The following is a 15,093-nucleotide window of genomic DNA, read 5'->3' as shown; positions in this document are numbered from 1 at the left end:
CTGCGGGCAAGACGTTGGCGTGGTCCGGAGATGGCGCTATGCAAACCGGCGGCGCCGCGCCGCGAAGGAGTCGTCTGCGTGTCGGAACAGCCAGCGAGCCCTGCCGTCGCTCCGGTCCGGGGCGGGCGCAAGCCCAAGGGCGAGGGTCATGCCCGGCGCGCCGAGATCCTAGAGGCGGCCGAGCGAGTCTTCGTCGAGGTCGGCTACGACGGGGCCACGATCCGGCGGATCGCGGACGAGGTCGGCCTGTCCTCGACCGCGCTCTACATGCACTTTTCGGAGAAGTCCGAGATCCTCCACGAGATCTGTCGCTGCACCTTCGCCCGGCTGCAGGCGCTGAACGAGTCGGTCATGGCGGAGCCGGGGTGTCCGCAGGAGCGGCTTCGCCGACTGATGGAGGCCTATGTCGCCTTCGGCTTCGACAACCCCAACGCCTATCGACTGACGTATCTGACGCGCCCGATCGAGGCGCGGGACGGGGCCCAGACGGCGGCCCAGAGCCTGGGCGGCGACCTGTTCCGGGCCTTCGAATCGGTGGTGGCCGACGTCGCGGCCGAGGGCCACCTCAGGGGCGACGCGAAGACGGCGGCCCAGACCCTGTGGGCCGGGATCCACGGCGTCGTCTCGCTGATGATCACCAAGCCCTATTTCGACTGGGTCGGCCGCGAGGCCCTGACCAAGTCGATGATCGACACCCTGATCGCCGGCCTGCTCCGACCATGAGAGGCGGGGCGCTGGTTCTGGCCGCGAGCCTGCTGGCCGCGACGGCCGCCCAGGCCCGGCCCCTGCGGGTCCTGTCGCTGGATCAGTGCGCTGACCAGTATGTGTTGGCGATCGCGCCGGATGCGGACCTGTTCCTGTCGCCGCGCGCCGACGATCCGGACTCGCGCCTGGCCTGGGCGGCGCTCGCCTATCCGCAAGTCCGCCCGACGCTCGAGACGGCCGTCGGCGTGCGCCCCGACGTGGTGGTCCGCACCTGGGGCGGCGAGCCGCGCCTGCTGGCGGCGCTGGCGCGACGCGGCGCGCGGATCGTCGATGTTCCGGACGCGACGGAGATGGCCGAGATTCGGACCAATATCCGCTCGGTGGCGGCGGCCCTGGACCGGGATGCGGCCGGGGCGCGGATCGTGGCGCGGATGGATGCGCGACTGGCGCAGGCCGCCCATCCCCCCGCGCCTGGCCGGACGGCGCTGTATCTGACCTCCGGCGGCTTCACCGCAGGCCAGGGCACGCTGATCGACTCCATCCTGCGCGCGGCCGGCTTCGCCAATCTGGCCGGGCTGACCGGGTTCGGGGCGGTCAGCGTGGAGCGGATCGCGTTGGAGCCGCCGCGACGCTTCCTGCTCGGCTTCTTCGATCAGGTGCGGGCCGACTGGCGCGGAGTCGGGCGTCATCCGGTGATCCAGACCGCCACCCGGGGGCGGGTCGCGGCGGCCCTGCCGGCCTCGGTCCTGACCTGCCCGGCCTGGTTCGCGGCGGATGCGGCGGTGATGCTGTCGCGGGGGCAGGGAGCGTCGTGAGCGGTGCCCGCGACACGCGGCTGATCGCAGGGCTGGCGATCGGCATTGCGCTGGCGCTGGCGCTGGCGGTGACCTTCGGCGAGACCGCATTCAGCGCCGGGCAGTATGTGGCCGGTCTGACGCGCTGGACCTCCGACGAGGCGCTGGTGCTGTGGCAGGTTCGGGCCCCGCGCGCGGTCTGCGCCGTGATCGTGGGGGCGGCGCTGGGACTGGCCGGGGCCGTGCTGCAGGGCCTGCTGCGCAATCCCCTGGCCGACCCGGGCGTGCTCGGCGTGTCGGCCACTTCGGCCTTGGCGGCGGCGACCGCGATCGTCCTGGGCCTGGCGGCCGTCCCCGGCGCGGTCGAGGTCGCGGCCCTGGCCGGGGCGGGGCTGGCGGCCCTGCTGCTGCTGGTCGTGGCCAGCCGTCTGACCTCGCCCGAGGGTCTGATCCTGTTCGGCGTGGCCCTGTCCAGTCTGGCGGGGGCCCTGACGGCCCTGATCTTCAACCTGTCGCCCTCGCCGATCGCCCAGGCCGAGGTGATGGCCTGGCTGCTGGGCTCGGTGCAGAACCGCAGCTGGATCGACGTCGGCTGGGTCGCGCCGCCGGTGCTGGTCGCGGGCGGGCTGGCCCTTGCGGCCTCGGGGGGCCTGCGCATGCTGTCGCTGGGCGAGGAGGCCGCCGCGACCTCGGGCCTGGCCATGGGGCGGATGAAGATCCTGGCCCTGATCGCCGCCGCCGTGGCGGCCGGGGCCGCCGTGGCCGTGGCCGGGATCATCGGCTTCGTCGGCCTGGCCGCGCCGCATCTGGTCCGGGCAGCCGTGCGGGGCGATCCGGCGCGACTGCTGCTGCCCTCGGCCCTGGCCGGTGGACTGATGTTGGTGGTGGCCGACCTGTTGGCGCGGATCATCCCGACCGATCAGGAGCTGAAGCTGGGCGTCTTCACCGCCCTCGTCGGCGCGCCCCTGTTCGCCCTGATCGCCTGGCGCGCGGCGCGGGAGTGGCGGTCGTGATCGGGTTGAAGGACGTCTCCGCGCGCCTCGACCGCCATCCGGTGTTGCAGGACGTTTCGCTGTCGGTGGCCCCGGGCGAACTCGTGGCCCTGGTCGGCCCGAACGGGGCGGGCAAGACCAGCGTGCTCAAGGCGATGCTCGGCCTGTTGCCGCCGAGCGCGGGCACCGTGGCGATCGGTGGACGTCCGCTGGCCGAGCTAGACCCACGCGCGCGGGCCGAGGCCATGGCCTATCTGCCGCAGGACCGGCGCATCGCATGGAACATGCCGGCGGTCGAGATCACGGCCCTGGGGCTGCCGTTCCTGTCCGGCGCAGAGGCCCGGACCCGGGCGCGTGAGGCCCTGGTCGAGGTCCAGGCGGGCGATCTGGCCGAGCGCGGCGTGGCGGAGATGTCGGGGGGCGAGCGGGCCCGGGTGCTGATCGCGCGGGTGCTGGCGACCGGGGCGAAGGCCCTGCTGCTGGACGAGCCGGTGGCCGGGCTGGATCCGGATGCGCAGTTCCTGCTGATGGACCGGCTGCGCGCCCGCGCGACGGCGGGGCAGGCGGTGGTCGTCAGCCTGCACGACCTGTCTATGGCGGCGCGCTACGCGGATCGGGTGGTCGTCATGGCCGGGGGGCGGGTCGTGGCCGATGCGCCGCCCGTCGAAGCCCTGTCGGCCCCTGTACTGGCCGAGGTCTTCGGCCTTCAGGCCGAGTGGCTGTCGACCCCGGACGGCCCCCTGCTCTCGGCCCGCCGCAACGCCCCCTACTGATAGGGGCGCGGGCCGTTGGCGCCGGCCGCGATGTCCTGCGACAGGGTCAGGGGGGCCGAGCCTCCGTTCAGTCGGGCCTTATAGACCGACATGTTCTCCATCACCCGCATCATGTAGTTGCGGGTCTCGGTGAAGGGCGCGCATTCGATGAAATCGATCGGATCGATCCCGCCGCCCGCCGCGCCGCCGCGGGGATCGCCGCAGCGGGCGGTCCACTGGGGCACGCGACCGGGGCCGGCGTTGTAGCCGACGGTGGTCAGCAGCATGGAGCCCGAGAACTGGCTCGTCAGCTCGCCCAGGTGATAGCTGCCCAGCGTCATGTTGTAGTCGGGATCCCACAGGCGGTCGGGCGAATAGGCCATGCCCAGGCGGCGCGCGACGCCAGACGCCGTCGCGGGGAGGAACTGCATCATCCCGCGCGCGTCGGCGGCCGATCGCGCGCGCGGATCGAAGCTGGATTCCTGGCGGGTGATGGCCAGGGTGAAGGCCAGGGGCGCGGCCCCGGCCACGGTCGGCGGGATGCGGATGGGGTATTGCCGTTCCGGCATCAGGAAGCCGCGCTGGCTGGCGGCTCGACCGACCATCATGGCCCCGAACCCGTCCCCATAGCCGCGCGCCATGTCCATCAACTGGGCCAGGTCAGCGGGGCCGGGCAGGGTGTCGTCCAGGGCATAGGCGAAGACGCGAAACAGGCTCATCTCGCCGGTCTCGCCCAGGATCCGGGTCGCGCGGACCAGTTCATTGGCCCCGAAACTGGCGACGTCGGCCTGGGTGATGACCGGGTCGGCGGGCAGGGTCAGGGTGGTGATCCCGGCCTTTTCGGCCGACAGCTGGCCATAGAAGGTCTGGATGTGGCGGCTGCCCTGCAGATACCAGGTCTGGGCCGCTGCCGTGTCGCCCCGCGCCTCGGCCGCGCGACCCAGCCAGTACAGGGCGCGCCCCTGGGTGATCGGGGTCAGCGACGACTGGCGCAGGGCCTCGAAATGCCGTGCGGCGTTGGTCGGATCGTTGAGCTTGGTCAGGGCGACCCAGCCGGCGAAGAATTCGGCATCGACCTTGCGTTCGCCCGCTGGAAAACCGTGGCCGGCCATGGCCGCATAGGCGGCGGCCCATTCGCGGCGCTCCAGGGCGTCGAGGAAATAGTTGCGGCGCTCGCTCCACAGCGTGCTCTGGGCCTCGCCGTTCAGGGGCGCGGGGGGCAGGGCGGCCAGCAGGGGGAAGCCCTCGGTCTGGCGATCGGCCGCGCGCAGGATCCGCACCCGCTCCAGCACCACGTTCGGATCCATGGCCTGGTTCGGCGACAGGCCGGCCACGACCGAATCGCCGCCGTAGGCGCTGCGCAGCGACAGAACCGCATTGGCGATGGTCTGGCGCTCGGGCGAGACCAGGGACACCATGGCCCGCGTCGCCGGGCCGTGCGGTCCGATCAGCAGCATATTCAGCCGCGCCTCGTGATCGCGCTGGGTCAGGGTCGAACCCCAGCGGGCCAGGATGCGGGCCTGGTTGGTCTCGTCGAAGGACTGGGTCTGCCACCACTCCTGGATCAGCAGCCGGGCCTCGTCCCGCCGGCCGCGCTGGTCCAGCGCCTCGGCCAGGGCGATGGCCCCCTCGACCGTGGTCGGCCGGTCGGCGCCGAAATAGGCCAGGGCGGCGTCCGGCCCCATGCCGGCCCGGTCCAGGGCCTTCTCGCCGGCCGCGACGCGGCTGTCGGCGCGGGGCCAGCCGGTCAGGGCGGCCTTGTCCTGCGCCAGTTCGGTGAAGGACAGCTGGTCGCCCGAGGTATCGACCAGGGCCCATTCGACCAGTTTGCGCGCGGTCGGATCGCTGATGCCGGAGATGGCGTTGCGGGTCCCGATGACATCGCGGGCGCGGGCGGCGGCCAATCCCTGACGGAACAGGGCGGTGTCGTTCTCGCTGAGCGTCCCCGTCTGATACGTGCCGCCGGAGACGTAGGGGGTCGACTGCCGGTTCAGGTCGGCGGTTTGCGGAATTGGGGCGAGCACGGCCAGAACGGCCGCCAGACTGGTCGCGATCATGATCTGTCCGATCCCCATTCATCCTGGTTGCGGCTTCGACCCCGGCAACCTACCCTCTCGCGTCTCGTTTCAGGCGCCCGTCGCCCATCCCCCACGCAAGGTATTCTTGTTTCAATGACCGCCCCCTTGTTCAAGGGTGTGATCACCGCCCTGATCACACCACTTCGTGACGGAAACGTGGACGAAGCCGCTTTCGAGACCCTGCTGGAACGCCAGATCGCCGCCGGCGTCCACGGCGTCGTGCCGATGGGCACCACCGGCGAAAGCGCCAGCCTGACCTCGGACGAACACCGGCGCGTGGTGGAGCTGTGCGTGCGTCTGTCGTCCGGCCGCGTGCGGGTCATCGCCGGGGCCGGTTCGTCGTCCACGGACAAGGCGATCGCCCTGGTGCGCCATGCCAAGACCGTCGGGGCCGACGGTGCCCTGGTCGTCACCCCCTATTACAACCGGCCGTCCCAGGCCGGGCTGAAGGCCCATTTCGAGGCGATCGCGGAGGCGGTCCAGCTGCCGCTGCTGCTCTACAATGTGCCGGGCCGGACCGGGGTCGATCTCGCGGATACGACCGTGGCCGAACTGGCCGACCATCCGAACATCGTCGGGCTGAAGGACGCGACCGGGGACCTGGGCCGGATCAGCTGGATGCGGGCCCATATCACCGGCCAGTTCGATCTGATCTCCGGCGATGACGCCAGCTTTCTGGGCTATGCGGCGCATGGGGGCGTGGGGGTCATCTCGGTGGTGTCGAACGTCGCGCCCGAGGCCATGGTGGCGCTGTACGACGCGCTGCAGACCGGCGACCTCGCGGCCGCCCGGTCGTGGCAGGACCGGCTGATCGGCCTGCATCAGGCCCTGTTCGCCGACGCCTCGCCGTCCCCGACAAAGTACGCCTTGGCGCGGCTCGGCCTGTGCGGGGAAGAGGTGCGATTGCCGCTGGTGCCGACGTCTGCAGAGGCGCGCACGCGGGTCGATGCCGCTCTGTCGATGGCGGGGATCGTCTGATGGCCACGACAAAGGAAAAGGCCGCCGCCGCCACCAAGGCCCCGATCACCAAGGCCAAGCTGATCGCCGAGAACCGCCGCGCGCGGTTCGACTATTTCCTCGAGGACAATCTCGAGGCCGGGATCATGCTGCTGGGCACCGAGATCAAGGCCCTGCGCATGGGGCGGGCCAATATCGCCGAGAGCTATGCGGCGGTGGAGGGGCGCGAGATCGTGCTGATCAACGCCGACATCCCGCCCTATGCCCAGGCCAACCGGTTCAACCACGAGCCGCGCCGCCCGCGGAAGCTGCTGCTGCACAGGAAGCAGATCGACCGGCTGATTGGGGCGGTCCAGAAGGATGGCCAGACCATCATCCCGCTGCGCCTCTATCTGAACGACGACGGCAAGGCCAAGCTGGAGATCGCCCTCGCCAAGGGCAAGAAGCTGCACGACAAGCGCGAGGCCTCGGCCGACCGCGACTGGGCCCGAGACAAGGCCCGGCTGATGCGGGACAAGGGCTAGGGCGCGCCGGGGCTAGAACGTGGCGGCGCGGCCCAGGGGCTGGGCGTCCACGACGCCCGGCATCTGCACGGCCTGGGCGCCGGATCCGTAGATGCCCAGCGGCGGCGAAAAGGCGCCTTCCGCGACGATCAGCGTCAGCGTCAGCGCGGCGGCGGCCAGCAGCGCCAACAGGCCGATTCGGCGCTCGCGGGCGGTGAAAAGCGAAGAACGGGTACGCATGAGCTGCCCCTCCCAAGGCGGCATTTCAACGCCGGCGGCACGGGGCTGTTCCGGCTTCAGGAGGGTACACCCGACGGGCTCTGATTCCTGTGTCTGGCGCACCACACTCGCCTTTTGGGCGAGGTGAATCAGGCCTTAGCGATGATCGCCCGGGCCCGCTCGAAGACGGCCTGGAACATCTCAGGCGTCAGCCGCCCCGTGTTCGTGTTCAGCCGCGAGCAGTGATAGCTGTTGAGCAGGACATAGCCGCCGACCTCGGCCTCCACGCCGTGGCCCGAGGCCATGGCCGAACCGGGCAGACCCAAGGCCTTCAGCACGCTGCGGCGCGAGACGTCGCCCAGGGTGACGATGACCTTCAGCCGGGGGAGGGCGGCGAGCCGGGCCTGCAGGAACGGGCGGCAGGTCGCCTCCTCGACCGGCAGGGGCTTGTTCAGCGGCGGGGCGCAGCGGACGGCGTTGGTGATCATGCAGTCCACCAGGGTCAGACCGTCGTCGGGCCGCGCGTCATAGGTGCCGGTGGCGAAGCCGGTCTTCAGCAGGGTCTGGTACAGGATCACGCCGGCGCCATCGCCGGTGAAGGGTCGCCCGGTCCGGTTCGCCCCCGTCCGACCGGGGGCCAGGCCGGCCACCAGGAGCCGCGCGTCGGGGTCGCCGAACGAGGGGGCCGGGCCGTTCCACCAGTCGGGGTTCTGACGCCGGTTCTCGGCGCGATAGGCGACCAGGCGCGGGCACAGCGGACAGTCGCGCGGCGGTTCGGGATCCGGTCGATCTGTCATGCCGGGAGCCCATTCGCGCGGATCGACGAGGCCTCTTCGCCCCCGATCACCGCCGTGTCATACTCGATCAGGTTCGATGGCCGGCGAAGGCGGCCGTCGTTCGGACAGGACGTCATGGGAATCACTCCGGAAACATCGACCTCGGACACCCAGGCGGGCCTCGTCAACATTGACGGCCCTCAGGGTCTGGACGAGGCCGTCTTCGTCGCGCTGGGGTGCAATGACAAGGGGGTCTGGGCCGACTGCCGCGAGGCGCTCGAGGCGGTCCTGGCACGATTCCGGTCGGAGGGGATCGATGTGGTCGCCCGGTCGTCCTGGTGGGCGTCCCAGGCCTGGCCCAACCCGAACGATCCGCCCTTCCTGAACGGCGTGGTTCTGGTCCGCACCGCCCACGACCCCCATGCCTTGATGGCGGCCCTGGGCCGGATCGAGGAGGCGTTCGGGCGCCGCCGCACGGCGCTCAATGCCCCCCGGACCTTGGACCTGGACCTGATCGCCTATGGGCGGGAACAGGGGGACTGCGGCGGCCTGATTCTGCCGCACCCGCGCGCGGCGGAGCGGCGCTTCGTCATGGGGCCGCTGGCGGAGATCGCGCCGGATTGGGTGCATCCTGTCGCCGGCCAGACGGCCACAGCCCTGCTGAGCGCGGCACAGGTGGGTCGGGATGCGCGCCCATTGGCCTGAAAACCCTATTCCGGCCCCTCTGGCGTTGCACAAACGGCTCTCCATCTGTATGCAACGCGGTTCTCCCCGCCGCCCGAGGATTCTGAATGGCTCGCGTCACTGTCGAAGATTGCATCCAGAAGGTGCCGAACCGGTTCGGTCTGGTCCTGCTGGCCGGAAACCGCGCCCGCGCGATCGCCAACGGCGCGGCCCTGACCCTGGATCGCGACAACGACAAGAACCCCGTCGTCGCCCTGCGCGAGATCGCCGACGAGACGGTGGTCCCCGCCGAGCTGCTGGAAACGGTCATCGTCGCCCTGCAGCGCGTCGACGAGCGCACCGAAGCCGAAGACGAGGCGGAGATCGTCGGTCTGCTGGCCGAGCCGCAACACATGAACATGGCCGAGGCCGAACTGATCCGCGCGCTGCAGAGCGACCGGGACGGCGGTCAGGAGGAGCGGTACTGACGGCTCAACCCGCCAACGGTATCACCATCCTCCCGGCGCGGTCCGGTCCGACCCCGCCGCCGACCCCCATTGCCAATGACGTCGTATCGCCGCCCGCATCCGTGCCGGCGGCGAAACGCATTCCGGTCTTGCGCCAGTTCGAGCTGATCGAGGCGGTCAAGGCCTATGATCCCACCGCCGACGAGGCCCTGCTGAACCGGGCCTATGTCTATGCGATGAAGATGCACGGCTCGCAGCTGCGGGCCTCGGGCGACCCCTATTTCGCCCATCCGATCCAGGTGGCGGGCATCCTGACCGACTACCGGCTGGACACGGCCACCATCGTCACCGCCCTGCTGCACGACGTGGTCGAGGACACCTCGGCCACGCGCGACGACATCGCCCGCATGTTCGGCGAGGAGGTCGCCGTCTTGGTCGAGGGCGTGACCAAGCTGTCGCGCCTTGAGCTGCAGGCCGAGCACACCCGCCAGGCCGAGAACCTGCGCAAATTCATCCTGGCCATCAGCCGCGACGTGCGGGTCCTGTTGGTCAAGCTGGCCGACCGTCTGCACAACATGCGGACGCTGAAATACGTCAAGCCCGAGAAGCGCGAGCGGATCAGCCGCGAGACGCTGGAGGTCTATGCGCCGCTGGGCCGGTCGATCGGCATCCATTCGATCGCGTCGGAGCTGGAAGAGCTGGCGTTCGAGCATCTGAACCCCACGGCCCGCACCGCCATCGAGCGGCGGCTGGAGGCGCTGAAGCTCGAGCACGGCCACGCCACAGAGGGTGTCGCCGCCGAGATCCAGCAGGTGCTGAGCGAGGCCGGGATCAAGGCCCGAGTCTATGGCCGGCAGAAGACGCCCTATTCGATCTGGAGGAAGCTGCAGCGCAAGTCGGTGGGCTTTTCCTCCCTGTCCGACATCTACGGCTTCCGCGTGCTGCTGGAGGTCGAGGACGACTGCTACCGCGCGCTGGGCGTCATCCACCGGTCGTGGCCGATGGTGCCCGAGCGGTTCAAGGATTTCATCTCCACGCCCAAGTCGAACAACTATCGCTCGCTGCACACCACGGTGGTCGGCCCCGGCGGCCTGCGCATCGAGATGCAGATCCGCACCGAGGCCATGGACCGGGTGGCCGAGGACGGCGTCGCCGCCCACTGGGCCTACAAGAACCAGTCCTATGGCTTCGACCAGGAGGCGATGGAGAAGGACGGCGGCCGCGACCCCCTGCAGAACCTGCGCCACCTCGTCCAGGTGATCGAGCACGGGGAGGGGGGCGAGGACTGGGTCGAGCACGCCAAGCTGGAGATGTACCTGGATCAGGTCTTCGTCTTCACGCCCAAGGGCCGGCTGATCACCCTGCCGCGCGGCGGCATGGCGCTGGACTTCGCCTATTCGGTCCACACCGAGGTCGGGGACACGGCCGTGGGCGTCAAGATCAATGGCGAGCTGAAGCCGATGCGCACCGCGCTGCAGAACGGCGACGTGGTCGAGATCATCCGCGGCAAGAAGCGCGAGGCCCCGGCCGACTGGCGCAGCCTGACCGTCACCGGCCGGGCCCGTTCGGCCATCCGCCGCCACATCCGCTCCTCCGAACGCGAGGAGTTCTACAAACTGGGCAAGACGACGCTGGAGCAGGCCCTGATCCGGGTCGGCAAGGCCCTGGCCGACGTGTCGCTGAAGTCCGTGGTCGAGACCCTGGCCACCGGCACCCAGGAAGACCTGTTCGACGCCATCGGCCGCGGTCGCCTGCCGGCCAACAAGGTCGTGGAGATGCTGTTCCCGGCCCTGAAGGGCACGCTGAACCTGGGCCAGGAACGCAAGAAGATCGCCGACGACAAGGCCCGTCTGTTCGTGCGCGGCGGCGGCCTGACCCCCGGCGTCAGCATCCATTTCGGGGCCTGCTGCACCCCCGTGCCCGGCGACCGCATCGTCGGCATCCTGGAGCCGGAAAAGGGCCTGACCGTCCACGTCATCGACTGCCAGCGCCTGGCCGATTTCGCCGACGACGATAGCGTCTGGCAGGATCTGCAGTGGACGCCCCAGGCCGAACAGGGAGCGGTGGGCATGGCGCGGCTGCGGGCCACGATGAAGAACGCCCCCGGCGTCCTGGGTCAGGTCGCCACCGTCATCGGCGAGGCCGGCGGCAATATCCTGAACCTGCGGATGGCGCACCGCCAGTCCGACTTCTTCGACCTGGACCTGGACGTCGAGGTGGCCGACGCCAAACACGCCACCAGCATCATGGCGGCGCTCCGAGCCAACCCGTCGGTCGACACGGTGGAGCGGTCGCGGGGGTAGTTCACCCCCGCGCGCGACGCCCTATTTCTTGCCGGGCGGCTGGGTGAAGGGCGAGGTCCCCACCGACACGGCCGGCTTGGGCTTCTCGGCCTTGGGTTTGCGGGTTTCCTTGTTCGACTTCACTTGACCCTTGGCCATGGCCGATACTCCAGACAGGCGCCGCCGGAAGGGCGATGCGCAGGGGTCGATCCTAGACATTTGCACAGCCGCCGTCGCCTCACATTCACAGGCTGTTGACGAGAACAAAAAGCCAACATAGAACAATGCCGGAACACGCAATCTGGGGATAAGCCGATGACACGGGTGGTTCGAGAGGGTCTGTCGCTTGCATCGTGCAGCGGCATTGTCTGGATGGTGTGGCAGGTCGCCCTGTTGGCGAGATGAGTCGCCTCCGGCCTGACATCGAGGTTCAGGCCATCACCGACGCCCCCGTCCAGACCGGTTTCGTCCACCTGAGGGTCCGCTCGGCCTATTCGCTGCTGGAAGGCGCGATCAAGGCGGGCAAGGTCGGCAAACTGGCGGCGGACGCGGGCATGCCGGCGGTCGGGGTGGCGGACCGGGTCAATCTGTTCGGGGCGCTGGAGTTCTCGGAAGCGGCCAAGGCCGTGGGCGTTCAACCCCTGATCGCCTGTGCCTTGCCGGTGACCGGGATCGGCGGCAGGCGGTCCGAGCGCTGGGCCAAGGTGCCGACCGTGGTGCTGATCTGTCAGGACGAGGCCGGCTGGCGCAACCTGTGCGCCCTGTCGTCGTCGGCCTATCTGGACGCCGGCGACGAGGAGCCGAACGTGGCCTGGAGCCAGGTGGTGGCGCGGTCCGAGGGGCTGATCCTGCTGTCCGGCGGTCCGGACGGCCCGGTTGACCCCCTGTTCGCCCACAACAACCCTATCGAGGGGGCCAGGGCCCTGGCGGCCATGGCGGAGGCCTTCGGCGACCGCTTCTATGTCGAGCTGCAGCGCCACGGCCTGCCGGACGAGGCGGCGGCCGAGCGGGGCCTGGTCGACTGGGCCTACGCCCACGACGCGCCGCTGGTAGCCACCAACGACGTCCACTACGCCCGGCGCGAGCAGGCCCGGTCGCACGACGCCCTGCTGTGCATCGCCGACGGGGCCTTCACCGGCCAGGAAGACCGCCGCCGCATCACCGACCAGCATTTCTTCCGCAGCGCCGCCGAGATGCGGACCCTGTTCGTGGACCTGCCCGAGGCCTGCGACAGCACGATCGAGATCGCCCGCCGCTGCGCCTTCCTGGTCAAGACCCACCCGCCGATTCTGCCCCGGTTCGACACCGGCGACGGCCGCACCGAGCCCGACGAGCTCATGCACCAGGCCCGCGAGGGTCTGAAGGCGCGGCTGAGGCTGGTGACGCCCTCGGCGCCGGAGTCCGAATACTGGACCCGGCTGGAGTGGGAGGTCGGGATCATCACCCAGATGGGCTTCCCCGGCTATTTCCTGATCGTGGCCGACTTCATCAAATGGGCCAAGTCGCACGGCATTCCCGTGGGACCGGGCCGGGGGTCGGGGGCGGGGTCTCTGGTGGCCTGGGCCCTGACCATCACCGATCTGGATCCCCTGCGGTTCGGCCTGCTGTTCGAGCGGTTCCTGAACCCCGAACGGGTCTCCATGCCCGACTTCGACATCGACTTCTGCCAGGAGCGGCGGGAGGAGGTGATCACCTATGTTCAGGAGCGCTACGGCAAGGACCGGGTGGCCCAGATCATCACCTTCGGTACCCTGCAGGCGCGGGCCGTGCTGCGCGACGTCGGCCGGGTGCTGCAGATGCCGCTGGGCCAGGTCGATCGTCTGGCCAAGATGATCCCCAACAACCCGGCCGCCCCGACCACCCTGGCCCAGGCGATCGAGATCGAGCCGCGCCTGCGCGAGGCGCGCGACACCGATCGGGCGGTGGCGACCCTGCTGGCGACGGCGCTGGAGCTGGAGGGGCTGTACCGTAACGCCTCGACCCACGCCGCCGGCATCGTCATCGGCGACCGGCCCCTGGTCGAGCTGACGCCGCTGTACCAGGACCCGCGCTCGGACATCCCCGCCACCCAGTTCAACATGAAATGGGTCGAGCCCGCCGGCCTGGTGAAGTTCGACTTCCTGGGGCTGAAGACCCTGACCGTGCTGGACCGGGCCCACGGCTATCTGTCGCGGCGCGGGGCGGCCCAGGACTTCAACCTGCTGCCGCTGGACGACACCCGGACCTATGAGCTGATGGCCTCGGGCCAGACGGTCGGGGTGTTCCAGCTGGAATCCCAGGGCATGCGCGACACCCTGCGCAAGATGCGCTGCGGCTCCATCGAGGAGATCACCGCCCTGATCTCCCTGTACCGGCCCGGGCCGATGGAGATGATCGACACCTATATCGACCGGAAATTCGGCCGGGCCGAGGTCGATTACCTGCACCCGACCCTGAAGGAGACGCTGTCAGAGACCTACGGCGTCATCATCTACCAGGAACAGGTGATGAAGATCGCCCAGGTCCTGGCCGGCTACAGCCTGGGCGAGGCCGACCTGCTGCGCCGGGCCATGGGCAAGAAGAAGAAGGAGGAGATGGATTTCCAGAAGGCGCGCTTCATCAAGGGCGCGTCCGAGAAGTCCGTGCCGGAGGCGCAGTCCGACTCCATCTTCGAACTGGTGGCCAAGTTCGCCGGCTACGGCTTCAACAAGTCCCACGCCGCCGCCTATGCGCTGATTTCGTACCAAACCGGCTGGCTGAAGGCCAACCACCCGGTCGAGTTCTTCGCCGCCTCGATGAGCCTGGATCTGTCGAACACCGACAAGCTGGCGGTCTTCTACCAGGACGCGCGCAAGTTCGGCGTGCCGGTGCGCGCGCCCGATGTGAACGCCTCCTCGGCCGATTTCGACGTCGCCTGGCGCGAAGGGGAGGGGGCCGTGCTGTACGCCCTGGGGGCGATCCGCAATGTGGGCCTGGAGGCCATGAAACACGTGGTCGAGGTGCGCGAGACCGGCGGGCGGTTCGCCGACATCTTCGACTTCCTCGAGCGGGTCGATCCGCGCGCCGTGAACAAGCGGGCGCTGGAGGGACTGGCCAAGGCCGGGGCCTTCGATTCCATCCACCCGAACCGGCGTCAGCTGTTCGAACAGGCCGACACCCTGATGGCCTATTGCCAGAGCGTGGCGGCCGACCGGTCCTCGTCCCAGGTCAGTCTGTTCGGGGCCGATCAGGCGGGGGCGGCCCGGCCCCGGCTCAAGAGCGTCGAACCCTGGGTCGGGCCCGAGCGGCTGGATCAGGAGCTGTCGGCCGTGGGCTTCTACCTGTCGGGCCACCCGCTGGAGGACATGGAGGGGGCGCTGCGCAGGAAGCGCATCACCTTCGTCGCCGAGGCGGTGCAGCGGGCCGAACAGGGCCACGACGCCTTCATGATGGCCGGGGTGGTGCGCCGCCGTCAGGAGCGGGCCAGCGCCAAGAACGGCGAGAAATTCGCCTTCGTCACCTTCTCGGACCCGACCGGCGAATTCGAATGCCTGTTCCCGCCGGAACAGCTGCGCAAATGCCGCGACCTGCTGGAGGTCGGCTCGGCCCTGATGGTACGGGTCCGGGCCAAGTCGTCGGACGGGGAGGTGCGGTTCTTCGGCGACGACTGTTCGAAGCTGGAGACCCTGGTGGACGACTCGACGGTCGGCCTTCGCGTTCACGTCTCGGCCCGCACCACCGATCCCGCCGCCATCCAGGCCCGGCTGGCGCGGGCGGTGGCCGCCGGGAAGGGCGGCGAGATCACCCTGATCGCCTCCCTGGACGGGCGGCGCGAGGTCGAGATGCGTCTGCCTGGACGCTATCGTCTGGACGGGGCGCTGCGCGGGGCGCTGAAGTCCGCGCCCGGCGTGCTGATGCTCGAGGAGGCGTGACGGCGAGCCGACACA

General features: G+C 69.9%; 14 protein-coding genes. 10 read left to right on the top strand and 4 right to left on the bottom strand.

All coding sequences use genetic code 11. The annotated features are described in order from the left end of the window. The first annotated feature begins 78 nt into the window (after window positions 1–78). From BZG35_RS11310 to BZG35_RS11295, 4 genes are read left to right on the top strand one after another with little or no spacing between them, the layout of a single operon-like run. Window positions 79–723, top strand: a complete 645-nt coding sequence (locus tag BZG35_RS11310) for a TetR/AcrR family transcriptional regulator (RefSeq protein ID WP_077355743.1) — start codon at window positions 79–81, stop codon at window positions 721–723. Next, a complete protein-coding gene (locus BZG35_RS11305) occupies window positions 720–1,520 on the top strand; it encodes an ABC transporter substrate-binding protein (protein WP_077355742.1) in 801 nt (266 codons plus the stop codon). The genes BZG35_RS11310 and BZG35_RS11305 overlap by 4 nt, the downstream gene beginning before the upstream one ends. Next, the gene (locus BZG35_RS11300; protein WP_150126012.1) at window positions 1,517–2,512 is read left to right on the top strand and encodes an iron ABC transporter permease; all 996 of its coding nucleotides are present in this window, start codon (window positions 1,517–1,519) and stop codon (window positions 2,510–2,512) included. The genes BZG35_RS11305 and BZG35_RS11300 overlap by 4 nt, the downstream gene beginning before the upstream one ends. Further along, window positions 2,500–3,264: an ABC transporter ATP-binding protein gene (locus BZG35_RS11295; protein WP_077355740.1), complete on the top strand. Its 765-nt coding sequence runs from the start codon at window positions 2,500–2,502 to the stop codon at window positions 3,262–3,264. Before BZG35_RS11300 ends, BZG35_RS11295 begins: the two co-directional genes overlap by 13 nt. Here the strand turns inward: BZG35_RS11295 and BZG35_RS11290 are convergent. Beyond that, window positions 3,258–5,300, bottom strand: coding sequence for a lytic transglycosylase domain-containing protein (locus tag BZG35_RS11290; protein ID WP_216351847.1), 2,043 nt, complete (start codon window positions 5,298–5,300; stop codon window positions 3,258–3,260). The two genes, BZG35_RS11295 and BZG35_RS11290, sit on opposite strands and share 7 nt — an antisense overlap. A gap of 114 nt (window positions 5,301–5,414) precedes the next feature. Here BZG35_RS11290 and dapA point away from each other — a divergent pair, with 114 nt between their 5' ends. Both dapA and smpB read left to right on the top strand, forming a co-directional pair. Then, window positions 5,415–6,299 (top strand): 4-hydroxy-tetrahydrodipicolinate synthase, encoded by an 885-nt coding sequence (dapA, locus tag BZG35_RS11285; RefSeq protein WP_077355738.1) that lies wholly within the window; start codon window positions 5,415–5,417, stop codon window positions 6,297–6,299. Then, a complete protein-coding gene (gene smpB, locus BZG35_RS11280; protein ID WP_077355737.1) occupies window positions 6,299–6,802 on the top strand; it encodes an SsrA-binding protein SmpB in 504 nt (167 codons plus the stop codon). Before dapA ends, smpB begins: the two co-directional genes overlap by 1 nt. A gap of 12 nt (window positions 6,803–6,814) precedes the next feature. On the opposite strand, the gene BZG35_RS11275 is transcribed toward smpB, so the two are convergent. After that, window positions 6,815–7,021, bottom strand: a complete 207-nt coding sequence (locus BZG35_RS11275; RefSeq protein ID WP_077355736.1) for a hypothetical protein — start codon at window positions 7,019–7,021, stop codon at window positions 6,815–6,817. A gap of 128 nt (window positions 7,022–7,149) precedes the next feature. Continuing rightward, on the bottom strand, window positions 7,150–7,797 hold the full coding sequence (locus tag BZG35_RS11270) for a uracil-DNA glycosylase (protein ID WP_077355735.1): 648 nt from the start codon (window positions 7,795–7,797) through the stop codon (window positions 7,150–7,152). 114 nt (window positions 7,798–7,911) lie between these two features. On the opposite strand from BZG35_RS11270, the gene folK reads away from it, so the two are divergent. The 3 genes from folK (at window position 7,912) to BZG35_RS11255 (ending at window position 11,209) form a co-directional block, all read left to right on the top strand. After that, window positions 7,912–8,481, top strand: a complete 570-nt coding sequence (folK, locus tag BZG35_RS11265) for a 2-amino-4-hydroxy-6-hydroxymethyldihydropteridine diphosphokinase (RefSeq protein WP_077355734.1) — start codon at window positions 7,912–7,914, stop codon at window positions 8,479–8,481. A gap of 86 nt (window positions 8,482–8,567) precedes the next feature. Next, window positions 8,568–8,927, top strand: a complete 360-nt coding sequence (gene rpoZ, locus BZG35_RS11260; RefSeq protein WP_077355733.1) for a DNA-directed RNA polymerase subunit omega — start codon at window positions 8,568–8,570, stop codon at window positions 8,925–8,927. A gap of 119 nt (window positions 8,928–9,046) precedes the next feature. Continuing rightward, window positions 9,047–11,209, top strand: coding sequence for a bifunctional (p)ppGpp synthetase/guanosine-3',5'-bis(diphosphate) 3'-pyrophosphohydrolase (locus tag BZG35_RS11255; RefSeq protein ID WP_371454843.1), 2,163 nt, complete (start codon window positions 9,047–9,049; stop codon window positions 11,207–11,209). 21 nt (window positions 11,210–11,230) lie between these two features. On the opposite strand, the gene BZG35_RS18225 is transcribed toward BZG35_RS11255, so the two are convergent. Next, entirely contained in the window at window positions 11,231–11,347 is a 117-nt protein-coding gene (locus tag BZG35_RS18225) for a hypothetical protein (RefSeq protein WP_150126011.1), read from the bottom strand. A 278-nt stretch (window positions 11,348–11,625) separates the two neighbouring features. Here BZG35_RS18225 and dnaE point away from each other — a divergent pair, with 278 nt between their 5' ends. Then, the gene (dnaE, locus tag BZG35_RS11250) at window positions 11,626–15,078 is read left to right on the top strand and encodes a DNA polymerase III subunit alpha (protein WP_253189345.1); all 3,453 of its coding nucleotides are present in this window, start codon (window positions 11,626–11,628) and stop codon (window positions 15,076–15,078) included. Window positions 15,079–15,093: the final 15 nt, after the last annotated feature.

This window comes from Brevundimonas sp. LM2, from assembly GCF_002002865.1.
Classification (GTDB): Bacteria; Pseudomonadota; Alphaproteobacteria; order Caulobacterales; family Caulobacteraceae; genus Brevundimonas.
This window is presented reverse-complemented; position numbering and strand designations above follow the sequence as displayed.